The following is an 11,738-nucleotide window of genomic DNA, read 5'->3' as shown; positions in this document are numbered from 1 at the left end:
CATGTTCGTACTGGAACTGACCTACATTGCTCCCATCGAGCGCATCGACGCCGCGCTGCCGGAGCACGTGGCCTGGCTCGAGGCCCACTACGAGACGGGCGTCTTCATCGCCTCCGGCCGCAAGGTGCCGCGTGACGGCGGGGTCATCCTCGCGGTGGGCGAGGACCGGGCGAAGATCGAGGAGATCACGCGCAGCGACCCGTTCACGGTGGCGGGTGTGGCCGAGTACTCCATCACCGAGTTCATCCCGACGAAGACGTCCCAGGCCATGGAGCCGTACCGGCAGGAGCTGCCCTCCTAGTCCAGTCCTTCCGGCTAGCCCTTCCGGAACGTCAGCTGGGCGATTCGGCCCTTCTCCCCCGCCGCCCAGCAGCCCGCGCCCGGCGCGGCGGCGGGGGCGCAGTCGACCGTGTCGTACGAGCCGGTGTCGAAGGTCCGCCAGGTGCGGCCGCCGTCGGTGGTGAGCTCGGTGCCGGTGGGGCCGACGGCGAGGGCCGTGGTGCGGCTGTGCGGGAGCCAGGCGACGCCGGAGCGGTAGGCGGCCGGGGGCCGGTCGGCGGTGCGCCAGGCCCTGCCGCCGTCGCCGGTGGCGGCGGCCGCGCGGGGCGACGGCTGTCCGGCGCGGTAGTCGCCGCCGACGGCGAGGCCGTGGGCGCGGTCGCGGAAGGCGAGGCCGAAGACGCCCCGGGCGGGGTCGCCCGCCGGCAGGGGCGCCTCGGTGGCGGTCCAGGTGCGGCCCCGGTCGGTGGAGTGCAGCACGCGGGAGACGGCCGCGCCGCCGGTGGCGATCCAGGCGTCGCGGGGGCCGGAGCTCACGACGCACTGGCCGCTCGCGGCGAAGGCCGCCTCGCCGCTCAGCGCGGCGGGCAGTCCGGCGGCGGGCAGGGGCCGCCAGGCGCGGCCGCCGTCGTGCGTCTCCAGGAGCCGGAACCTGCCGTCGACGGGGTCGCCGAGGGCGATGCCGTGGCGGCGGTCGAAGAAGGTCACGCAGTCGTAGAAGGCCTTGGGGTCGGGGTTCCGGAAGGCTTCCGTCCAGGTGGTGCCGCCGTCTTCCGTCCGCAGGATTCTTGATGCGTCGCCTTCGCCGATGGCGAGGACGACGGCGTTCCGCGCGTCGAAGGCCTCGATGTCCCGGAACTCCAGCCCACGTGCGCCGGGCGGGGAGACATCGCGCCAGGTGGTGCCGCCGTCGCGGGTGAGCAGGACGGTGCCCTTGGTGCCCGCCGCCCAGGCGGTGGCGCGGCTCACGGCTGCGAGGCCGCGGAAGCGGGCGTCGGTGCCGGTGTTCTTGAGTTCCCACGCCGTCCCCGGCAGTTCCCACGCCGTCCCCGGCGCCGGGGTGGCGGCCCGCGCGGGTACGGCCGCCGGACCCGCCAGGGCGAGGACGGCCCCGCACGCCCCGGTGAGCAGGGTTCGTAAGATCTTCACAGTCTGTCTCATGCGTCTCATGGTGGTCCAGGTCCGCCCATCCTTGGCCGTATTCCTTGAAGTTCATTGCCATCAATGACAAATGTCTTCTTTTTCAAGGGCCGTGACGCAGCTCACGCTTGATTCATGTGCACGACCACGATCGTTCGGCCGTCTCACTGTGTAAAGCAGAGGAAGTCGCAACGGCACGGAAGCGCACCACCGGGAAACCAACCGCAAGGGAGCCGGCATTGTCCACTGTCATCGAACAGGCTGTCCAGGCACGCATCATCGCGTCGGCTCCGCCGTCCCGGACGGTTCCCGCGCTCCTGCGCTACGAGAGCGACGATCCGTTCGCGGTGCGGGTCGTCTTCCCGCCCACGGCCTCCCTCGACGGCGACGAGGTCGAGTGGACCTTCGCCCGGGAGCTGCTGGCCCGGGGCCTGCTCCGCTCGGCGGGCGGCGGGGACGTACGGGTGTGGCCGTGCGGCCCGCACCGCACGGTACTGGAGTTCCACGCGCTGGAGGGGGTGGCCATGGTGCAGATCGACACCCCTGAGCTGCGGGCCTTCCTCGCGCACACCTACGCCCAGGTGCCGGCCGGCGCCGAGGCCGGGCACCTCGACGTGGACAGCGATCTGGCCGCCCTCCTGGCCTGAACGGGTCACCGGGGACCGTCAGGGGACGTAGGCGAACCAGTCGGTGCCCGGCAGCGGGTGGGAGTGCCACCCGCGCGCGTAGGGCGGGAGGTAGGGGTGGCTCGGGTCGTACAGCAGCGCCGTGGGGATCCGGGCGGCGGCGCGGAGGATGTCGTCGGTGGTGTGGGAGCGGTTGTTGCCGGCGGTCTGGGCGGAGACGCAGCCCGCCTCGTAGGCGATGGGCTGGGCGCGGGGGCCGATGACGAGGCAGGGGGAGATGACGCCGAGGCGGCCGAGTTCATTGGCGGCCCGGCGGTAGCGGACGGTGGTGTCGCGGGCGTCGGCGGTGTTGACCCGGAGTTCCTCGAGCTGCACGGCGAGGTGGGCGGCGAGGACGGCACCCAGCAGGGCGACGACGGCGAACCGGCCCCGCCGGCCGGCCGCCGCCCCGGCGGCCCGTACGGCGTGCGCGGCGAGACCGGCGACGGGGAAGGCGAGCAGGGCGTAGACGGGCAGCAGGAAGCGGGGGGCCGCGTAGTCGAGCAGGAGCAGATAGGGCGCGGCGAGGGCCAGGGCGCAGGCGACGGGCAGGAGGGTGACGGCGGCCCCCTCCGGTTCGCGGGACCGGCGGGGCTCCCGGAGCTCCTGAGGCTCCTGCGGCTCCTGTCGGCGGACGCGCAGGGCGAGGGCACAGGCGGCCGCGATGAGGGCAGGGAGCAGCAGCCACCACAGGGAGTGGGCGATGGAGGGGCCGGCGATGCGGCAGGGGCGGCAGAGCTGGGGGCCGTTGAGGGCGCGGTAGGAGGCGCGGAGTCCGGCGCCGAGATGGGCGCCCATGCCGCCCTCGGTGTCGCTGGAGAGCGCGAGCCGCCGGCCGATGCCGCCGAAGCGCTCGTACGCCTCGGCCGCCCACTGCGCACCACCGGCCGCGAGCCCGCCGAGGACGGCGGCCGTGGTGGCGGGCGTGCGCCAGGCCCGTACGCCGGCGCAGGCGGCCGGCAGGGGCAGGGCGAGCCAGACGGCGTCGGGGGCGCGCAGCAGCGCCGCGGCGGCGAGGGCGACGGTGAGCCCCGTGAGGGCCCGGCGCCGGCCGGGGGCGTCGCGGCGGGCGCGCAGGAACCAGCCGACGGCGGCGACGGCGGCCAGCGCGAGCCAGAGGTTGGGCATGACCTCCGGGCCGCTGAGCACGGTGATCCACAGTCCGGTGAACAGCAGCGCGGCGAGCGCGACGCGGCCCCTGCCCAGCAGCGGCTCCCACACGCGGAACGCGGCGAACAGCGCGAGCGAGGAGAGCAGTACCAGCGCGACCCTCAGCACGGGGACGGAGGGAGTGAGGGAAACGATGGGCGCGACGAGGAAGCTGATGCCTCGTGAGCGCGGGGCGCTGAAGAAGGCGGCGGGGTTGCGGGGGTCCACCTGGGAGAGGTAGACGCTCTCGTCCCAGCCGAGGTCCATATGGGCGACGGCGTAGCACAGTTGCAGTACGGCGAAGGCGACGGCGACCGCAGCCAGGCGTACGTCGTGGTGCGGCGTAGCATCCTGGTCCGTGGTGGCGGAGGCGGGACCGGCGGCGCGCCGGTCGGTGGTGGCCATGCCCTCTTCTACCGCATCGCCGCCGCCCTCATCGCTCGCCATCTCTCATCATCGCTCGCCATCGCTCACCAGGGAGAGCTCGTCCCGGCGGCCTTGGCCCGGGCGCGGGCGGCGCTGATCTCGGCCTCGGCGGCCGCCCGGCCCGCCCAGCAGGCGGCCTCGGCGGACTTGCCCGGCTCGAGCTCCTTGTAGACCTCGAAGAAGTGCTGGATCTCCAGCCGGTCGAACTCGGGCAGGTGCCGGAGGTCGCGCACGTGCTCGTGCCGGGGGTCGCCGGCGGGCACGCACAACACCTTGTCGTCCTCGCCCTGTTCGTCCCGCATCCGGAACATCCCGATCGCGCGGCATCGGACGACTATGCCGGGGAACGTAGGGTCCCCGGCGAGCACGAGCGCGTCGAGGGGCTCCCCGTCCGCGCCGAGGGTCTCGTCGATGTAGCCGTAGTCGGCGGGGTAGCGGGTGGAGGTGAACAGCATCCGGTCGAGGCGGATGCGGCCGGTCTCGTGGTCCATCTCGTACTTGTTGCGGCTGCCTTGCGGGATCTCCACGACGACATCGAAATCCACGGGGCTCCTCCGGAGGGGTTCGGGGGCACCATGGTGGCGCGGTTCGCACCGCGTGCGCCACGGGGCGTTCACCCTGGGGAGGGTGCCCCAGCCCCGCCCTTTCACCGTTTCCCAGGGGGCTGCGCCCCCTGGGACCCCCACCGCGCGTCAGCGCGGGTCCGGGTCCGCGCCGGCCCGGACCAGGTCGCGGTCGGGCTGCCGCGCGTGGGGCAGGGCGGGGGCATCCGCAGGACGCTTCGCGTCCTGGACGGTCAGCGTCACCACCCCCGTCGCGGCCACCGCCCCCGCCACGGCGGCGAGAAGGGCGCCCGTCGCGCCGTAGCGGAAGACCTCGCCGAGTTCGGCGACGCCGATCGCCGCGGCCACCACGGGGTTGACGACGGTGACGGTCGCCAGCGGCGCGGCGAGGCCCGCGCCCCGGTAGGAGGACTGGGACAGCAGCATCCCGGCCAGGGCGAGGGCCGCGATCGCGCCGAGGCCCGGCAGGAGGGCCGGGATGTCGGCGCCGCGCGTCGTCCAGTCCTCGGCGACGGCCTTGGTGAAGACCGACGCCATGCCGAAGGCCGCGCCCGCCGCGGCGGCCAGCAGGACGCCCCGGGCGCCCGGGTGGCGCAGCCGGCGGGCGGCGAGGGCGGCCAGGGCCACGGCGGCGAGGGCCACAACCGCGAGCAGGGGGCGTTCGGCGCCGGCGAGGGTGTCGCCGTGCGGGGTCCCGGTGAGGCTCAGCAGCCCCGCCAGTCCCACCGTGGCGAGGAGGGCGCCGCGCCGGCTCGCCGCGCCGACGGGGCGGCGGGCGCACAGCGCGGCCATCGGCAGGGCGAAGACGATCGTCAGCGCGCCCAGCGGCTGAACGAGGCTCAGCGGGCCGTAGGCCAGGGCCACCACGTGCAGCCCGGCGCCGAGGCAGGTGAGGGCGACCGCGCCCCACCAGCCGGGGCGCCGCAGCGGCGCGTATCCCCCGCCGGGGCTGGTGGCGGCGACGCGTTCCTGGGCGATGGCCGCCCCGGCGTAGCAGACGGCGGACACCAGGCACAGCAGCACCGCCACGGCGAGCGCGCTCACGCGCCACCCCCGCTCCAGGTTCTCCACTCCGTCAGGTCGTGCTCGTGCTCCATCCCTCAACGATGCCTGGCGCGGGCGCCCGCGTCGTCGTACTTGAGTACGGGCTTTTCGGTACTCCGCTGGGAGTACGAGCCGACGATCCGAGGGGTTGCCGGGCGGCGTGGGGCCCGCGTCGATCACGGTCGGCGGGGGGAGCGCATCGCCCATGGGATGTCCGGACGATCCCCGGCCGTATTTCGCCGTACCGCGTCTACGATTTCGTCGACGCCGGGCAAAAATCCGCTGCCAGATTTCGAGCGTCCTCAAATACCATTGCGTTCTGACGGCCCCGTATGAAATTTGTACGGGTGCTCGAACGGGGAAAGCACGGCATTAACGGGGGGAACCACCAATGTCCGCGAACTCCATGGTTTGGCATGCCCACGCATTCGATAAATTCGAACGGCGAGGGCGCCACGTCACCGTCATCGGCGCCGGTGTCGCCGGTCTGGTGACCGCCTACGAACTGGAGCGCCTCGGCTATCGCGTCGAGGTGCTGGAAGGCAACAGCCGTATCGGTGGCCGCATTCTCACCCACCGGTTCGGCCCGGGCTCCGGCGCACCGTCCGTGGAGCTCGGCGCCATGCGCATTCCGTCCCACCACCACCACACTCTCGAATACATTCGAAAGATGGGGCTGGCCGGCGAACTCCGCACGTTCGCCACGCTCCTCTCCGAGGAGAACGCCTATCTCCACACCCGGAACGGCTTCATTCGCATCCGGGACGCCGCCGGCCCGCTGCGCGAGCACTTCCGCGCCGAGCTCGCGCGGCAGCGCCCGGACCACCGGTACACGACGGGCACCATCGTCTTCGGCACGTGGCTGACGGCCATCGTCGACGCCATCGCGCCCCCGGACCTGCGGGAGGCGCTCCGCGCCGACCTCCACCGCCAGCTGCTCGACATGGTCGACCACCTCGACATCACCGAGCACATACGCGGAGCGGCGCGCGACCGCGTCGACCTCCACACGTTCTTCGCCGCCTACCCGGGCATCCGCGCCGGGTGCAGCGGCCGGCTCAACAGCTTCCTCGACGACATCCTCACCGAGACCAGCCCCGACCTGCTGCGGCTGCACGGCGGCATGGACCAGCTGACCTGCCGTCTGGCGGGCCGGCTGCGGGGCCCGGTGGCCCTCGGCCACCGGGTCACCGGCGTCGACGTCCGTGACGACGGCGTCCTGCTCCAGGTCAAGGCGGGCGGCCGGACGGTCGTCAAGCGCTCGGATCTCGTCGTGTGCACCGCGCCGTTCCCCGCCGTCCGGCGGATGCGGCTGACCGGCCTGGACACCGACAAGCTGGCCGTACTGCGCGACGTGCAGTACTGCCCGGCCACCAAGGTCGCCTTCCTCTGCCGGACGCCGTTCTGGCGGCAGGGCGGCATCGAGGGCGGCGCCTCCTTCACCGGGGGGCGCATCCGCCAGACCTACTACCCGCCCGTCGACGGCGAACCGGGGCGCGGCGCCGCCCTGCTGGCCAGCTACACCATCGGGGACGAGGCCCGGAAGCTGGGCCGGATGTCGGCCTGCCGCCGCCACCGCCTGGTGCTGGACGAGCTCAGCGTGGCCCACCCCGAGCTGCTCTCGCCCGGCATGGTGCTGGAAGCCGTCAGCGTGGCCTGGGGGGACTCGCGCTGGCAGGCCGGCTGCGCGGTGCGCTGGGGCAAGAGCCCCGGCGAGGTCGAGGAGGAGCTGCTGCGCGCCGGACGGCCCGCGCACCGGCTGTTCTTCGCGGGCGAGCACTGCTCGACGTCGCCCGCCTGGATCGACGGATCGATCGAGTCCGCGCTCCGGGCCGTCGAACAGGTGGCGGACTTCGCCACCGACCGCCGCCGCACGGCCGTCTCCGGCCGGGCCAACCCCGCGGGAGCCCTGTGATGAGCGTCTTCGATCTGCCCCGGCTGCACTTCGCCGGCACCGCGACGACGAAACTGCCCACCGGCGCGCGGGGCGGGCTCGTGGATCTCGCCGCCAACCGGGCCCTGACCGGTGACGGGCGGCCATTCCCGGCCGACCGGCCGGCCGACGAGTACCACGACCACCTCCAGCGGCTCGGGCCGCACTTCGACGCCGCCGGGCGATCCTGCCCGGCGGCGGAGGGGGGAGTCTTCAGCGCGGCCAAGGGGCGGCACTTCGACGGCAACGGGCACTTCCTGCTGGACGCCCGGGTCGTCTCCGTCGAGGGCCCGGACGATCCGGCCGGCGCCCCGCCCTCCACCGCCGACCCGCTCGTCGGCCGCAGCGTCGACGTGTGGGGCCACTACAACGAGTACCTGCGCACGACCGTCAACCGAGCCCGGGTCTTCGACCTGGACCCGGCCTCCCGGTGGACGACCGCCCTGATGATCGGCCGGTTCGGCCTGGGGCGCCTGGGCCGTTCGCACGACGACGGCTACATGCTCAGCAACGCGGTCGAGGGCTTCCAGCCGCCGCGCTGGGTGGACTTCCGCCGGATCCTGGGCGTGGGCGAGCACGCGCTCGCCCGGGAGCTGGGCTACTGCGCCGTCCACCAGTTCGTCGTCACCCCCGAGGAGGGCGCGGACGGGCTGGGCTGGCTGCCGGACGCCCGGCTCTCCCCCGCCGTGCGCGCGCTGCGCGAGGCGGTGGAGGGCGGGGCGGACGGCCTGGTCGTCCAGTTCGCGCTGGACGACGTGACCTCGCCGCTCGCCCCGGACACGCCCGCCCTGTGGCGGGTGCGGGGGACGATCGCGCCCTGGCACGCCGAGGAACCGCGCAGCTATCCCGCCGGCCGGCTGCTCGCCCCCCTTCCGGGGGCGGGCGGCCCGCTCCACCACATGACGGTGGAGGTCGGGCACGGCCGGGCCGCGTTCAACATGGTCTCCGCCGTGCCGCTCACGGGCCGGGCAACGGAGGCGGGCCCGGGCCCGCTGCACCGGCTCGGGCCGCCGCTGGACGCCGGCGACCTGGAGCTGCGGTCGGCCGGCTCCGGCCGGCTCCTCGCCCGGCTGCCCGCCGGGTCGTACGCCGGTCCGAACGCCGGGGAGCTCACCTCCGGCATCGTCACCGTGCCCGCCGAGGCGGGCTGGGAGGCCGCCCCGGACGAGGCCCTGTGCCTGGTGCGGGCCGCCGCCGGAACCGGGGACCCGGAGGTGCTGCTCGCCGAGCGGGAGATCAACATCCAGAGCGACGAGGCCGTGGTGACCCTCCATCACCGCGACGCGGCGCACGAGCGCGACCACGCCGTCGAGATCCCGCTGCGCGTGTTCGTGCGCGGCCGCCCGGCGAGCGCCGGGACCGTCCACGCCCGCCAGTACTCCAACCCGCGCGCCCTGCCCGCCGACCCCGTCGCGGGCGGCGCGGGGGCGCGCTGCGGGGACGCCGTCCACCTGGGGATGCGCGGCGGGGACGGCGGCTTCACCGCCGAGTGCGCCGTGGAGACCGACGACCGGGGGCGGGGCCTGCTCATCCTGCGCGGCGAGCGGGCGGGCACCTGCCGGGTCCTGCTGACCACCGACCCCGCCGACCGGCCCGCCGCCGACCCCACGGAGGCGGGCTCCGCCTGGACGGCCTACGACGACGAGGACGCCCTCGGCTACTGGGCGGGCGCGGGCAGCCTGTCCGTCCGTGTCCTGCCCGACGACTGGCACCTGGACGACGTCCCCCGCGAGGACGTCGACTTCACCCTGCTGCACCGCGAGGTCTTCGCGTTCTACGAGCACATCTCCACCTTCATGCGCTCCGACGTCTTCAGCCTCGCCGACCGCTGCAAGGTGGAGACGTACGCCGAGCTGGCGTGGCAGATGTGCGACCCGCGCAACAAGGCGAAGACGTACTACATGCCGCCCACCCGCGACCTGACCGACCCCAAGGCCCGCCTCCTGCTGGCCTATCTGCGCAACCAGCAGGAACGGACCCGCCCACCGCTCACCGCCCCGGCGATCCCCGTGACCGAGCCCGCGATCACCACGCGCGGCGAGCTGTGGACCGCCCTCAAGCAGGCCGCCGCGCTGGAGCTCGCGGTGATGCTCCAGTACCTCTACGCGGCGTTCTCCGTGCCCACGCACGGCGCCGGGCGGGAGTACGTACGGCGCGGCCGGTGGACGGCGGAGCAGCTGGCGCTCGCGTGCGGGCAGGGCGGCGCCACCGTCGACGACGGGATCCGGGGCACCCTGCTGAACGTCGCCCGCGAGGAGATGATCCACTTCCTGCTGGTCAACAACATCATCACGGCCATGGGCGAGCCCTTCCACGTCCCGGTGCTCGACTTCGGCACGCTCAACGCCGAGCTGCCCGTCCCGCTGGACTTCGCCCTGGAGGGCCTGAGCGTCGGCAGCGTGCAGCGCTACATCGCCATCGAGCAGCCGGCCGGGCTCACGCCGGAGGTGCGCCGCGAGAGCGGCGCCCGGCCCACCGCCGTCCGGCCGCTCGGCTTCACCTGGAGCTCGGTGAGCGAGCTGTACGCGGGCATCCGGGAGGGGCTGCGGCGCGTCCCCGACCTCTTCCTCGTCGAGAAGGGGCGCGGCGGCGGCGAACACCACGTGTTCATGCGCGAATCGGTCAACACCACCCACCCCGACTACCAGCTGGAGGTCGACGACCTCGCCAGCGCCCTGTTCGCCGTGGACTTCATCACCGAGCAGGGCGAGGGCGGCGCCCTGGGCGACGCCGGGCCGTCGGACTCCTCCCACTTCCAGAGCTTCCTGCGGATCGGCGAGGCCCTGACCACCGAACGCGTCCCCGGGCCCTACGGGCGGCTGCTGCCCTGGAGCCCGGCCTACCCGGTGCTGCGCAACCCCACGGTAGGCGTCGGCGACGCGGCGAAGGACTCGATCACGGATGACGAGGCGCGGACGGTGGCACGGCTGTTCAACCGCTCGTACCACGTGATGCTCCAGCTGATGGCCCAGCACTTCGGCGAGAGCCCGGACGGCAGCCTGCGCCGCTCGAAGCTGATGAACGCCTCCATCGACGTGATGACCGGCATGATGCGTCCGCTGGCGGAGCTGCTGGTCACGATGGAATCGGGCCGCCGCGGCCGGACCGCCGGCCCGACGTTCGAACTCGACACCCAGCCCGCGTCCGTCCCCCGGCCCGACGTGGCGCGCCGCGCGCTGGCGCTGCGCCTGGACCACCTCGCGGCGGCGGCCCGCAAGTGCGAGCCGGTGCCGTCCCAGGTCGCCGAGATGGCGGCCTTCCACGCCGACTTCTTCCGCCGCCAGGGAGACACCCCATGAGCACACCGATACCCCCGTTCCGCCCGGAGGACGTCGACCCGGCGGACCCCTACGCGTCCTACCGGCCCTACCGGGAGCTCGACCCCGTCCACCGCTCCGGCGACACCTGGTACCTCTTCCGCCACGCCGACGTGGCCCGGGTGCTCACCAGCCGCCGCCACGGCCGGGGCGCCCTGCCCGCCGCGCTGCCCGAGCAGTGCCCGCACCTGCGGCGGACCGTCACCAACTGGCTGGTCTTCATGGACCCGCCGGAGCACACCCGGGTACGGGCGCTGGTCGCGAAGAGCTTCACGCCCCGCATCGTGGAGGCGCTGCGCCCCCGCATCCGGCGACTGGCGGCGGAGCTCACCGCCGAGCTCACGGCGGCGGACCCCGCCGATCTGGTGAGCGGCTTCGCCGCGCCCTTCCCAATCCTGGTGATCAGCGAACTGCTGGGGGTGCCGAGGGCGGACCGCCCCTGGTTCCGGGAACGGGCCGTGGACCTCCAGCAGGCGACGAGCTCCCGTGCGGCCCGCCGCTCCGACGGTTTCGCGGTGGCCGAGGCGGCCGCGCGGGAACTCGCCGCGTACTTCCGGGCCGAGCTGGCGAGGCGGCGGGCGGGGCGCGGCGCCGACGCGGCGGACCTGATCGCGGCGATGCTGGCGGCCGAGGAGAGCGTTCCGCTGGGGGACGACGTCCTGGTGGGCACCTGCATCCATCTGCTGACGGCGGGCCACGAGACGACCACCAACCTGCTGGCCAAGGGCCTGCTGGCCCTCTTCGCCCACCCGGAGCAGCTCGCGGAGCTGCGGTCGGACCCCAAGCTACTGCCGGACGCGGTGGAGGAGCTGGTGCGCTACGACCCGCCCGTGCAGATGATCAGCCGCTGGGCCAAGGAGGACGACGAGATATCGGGGCACACCGTGCGCCGGGGCGAGAAGGTCGTCCTGGTCCTGGGCTCCGCCAACCGGGACGCCGGCCGCTTCCCCGACGCGGACCGCCTGGACGTCCACCGCGACGCCCTCCGCCACACCGGCTTCGGCATGGGCATCCACTACTGCGTGGGCGCCCCCCTGGCACGAGCGGAGGCGGAGATAGGCCTGACGGAACTCCTGAACCTGCCGGGCCTGTCCCGAGCGTCAGAACCGATACGGTACGCGGACGACCTGATCTTCCACGGCCCGGCGAGGATGATGATCCGGACGGGAGCACGGTAGGGCGGGCGCTCCGAAGGCGGGCGCCCCGTAAGGGGCGCGGGGCT

The 11,738-nt window shown here is 74.0% G+C and carries 9 protein-coding genes; 5 read left to right on the top strand and 4 right to left on the bottom strand.

The genetic code is table 11. From position 1 onward, the window contains the following. Nucleotide 1: 1 nt before the first annotated feature. Nucleotides 2-301, top strand: coding sequence for a YciI family protein (locus EKH77_RS26360; RefSeq protein ID WP_126916771.1), 300 nt, complete (start codon nt 2-4; stop codon nt 299-301). Nucleotides 302-315: 14 nt separating this feature from the next. Here the strand turns inward: EKH77_RS26360 and EKH77_RS26355 are convergent, their stop codons facing one another. Further along, nucleotides 316-1,440 carry an oxidoreductase gene (locus EKH77_RS26355; RefSeq protein WP_126916770.1) on the bottom strand — a complete coding sequence of 375 codons (1,125 nt, stop codon included), beginning with the start codon at nt 1,438-1,440 and terminating at the stop codon, nt 316-318. A gap of 218 nt (nt 1,441-1,658) precedes the next feature. On the opposite strand from EKH77_RS26355, the gene EKH77_RS26350 reads away from it, so the two are divergent. After that, nucleotides 1,659-2,066 carry an SsgA family sporulation/cell division regulator gene (locus EKH77_RS26350; RefSeq protein ID WP_126916769.1) on the top strand — a complete coding sequence of 136 codons (408 nt, stop codon included), beginning with the start codon at nt 1,659-1,661 and terminating at the stop codon, nt 2,064-2,066. Between the two features lie 18 nt (nt 2,067-2,084). On the opposite strand, the gene EKH77_RS26345 is transcribed toward EKH77_RS26350, so the two are convergent. The 3 genes from EKH77_RS26345 to EKH77_RS26335 all read right to left on the bottom strand — a co-directional run bounded on the left by EKH77_RS26345 (nt 2,085) and on the right by EKH77_RS26335 (nt 5,266). Then, entirely contained in the window at nt 2,085-3,680 is a 1,596-nt protein-coding gene (locus EKH77_RS26345) for a hypothetical protein (protein WP_240667541.1), read from the bottom strand. A 23-nt stretch (nt 3,681-3,703) separates the two neighbouring features. Then, on the bottom strand, nt 3,704-4,204 hold the full coding sequence (locus EKH77_RS26340) for an inorganic diphosphatase (RefSeq protein WP_126916768.1): 501 nt from the start codon (nt 4,202-4,204) through the stop codon (nt 3,704-3,706). A gap of 147 nt (nt 4,205-4,351) precedes the next feature. Beyond that, entirely contained in the window at nt 4,352-5,266 is a 915-nt protein-coding gene (locus EKH77_RS26335; RefSeq protein ID WP_126916767.1) for a DMT family transporter, read from the bottom strand. Between the two features lie 391 nt (nt 5,267-5,657). On the opposite strand from EKH77_RS26335, the gene EKH77_RS26330 reads away from it, so the two are divergent. The 3 genes from EKH77_RS26330 to EKH77_RS26320 are packed head-to-tail and all read left to right on the top strand — an operon-like array spanning nt 5,658 to nt 11,694. Beyond that, nucleotides 5,658-7,181 (top strand): flavin monoamine oxidase family protein, encoded by a 1,524-nt coding sequence (locus EKH77_RS26330; RefSeq protein ID WP_240667540.1) that lies wholly within the window; start codon nt 5,658-5,660, stop codon nt 7,179-7,181. Continuing rightward, nucleotides 7,181-10,498 (top strand): ferritin-like domain-containing protein, encoded by a 3,318-nt coding sequence (locus EKH77_RS26325; protein WP_126916766.1) that lies wholly within the window; start codon nt 7,181-7,183, stop codon nt 10,496-10,498. The genes EKH77_RS26330 and EKH77_RS26325 overlap by 1 nt, the downstream gene beginning before the upstream one ends. After that, nucleotides 10,495-11,694 carry a cytochrome P450 gene (locus tag EKH77_RS26320; RefSeq protein ID WP_126916765.1) on the top strand — a complete coding sequence of 400 codons (1,200 nt, stop codon included), beginning with the start codon at nt 10,495-10,497 and terminating at the stop codon, nt 11,692-11,694. Before EKH77_RS26325 ends, EKH77_RS26320 begins: the two co-directional genes overlap by 4 nt. Nucleotides 11,695-11,738: the final 44 nt, after the last annotated feature.

The organism is Streptomyces luteoverticillatus (assembly GCF_003970715.1).
GTDB lineage: Bacteria > Actinomycetota > Actinomycetes > Streptomycetales > Streptomycetaceae > Streptomyces > Streptomyces abikoensis.
The sequence above is the reverse complement of the archived record's forward strand: the minus strand, read 5'-3'. Positions and strand labels throughout refer to the sequence as shown.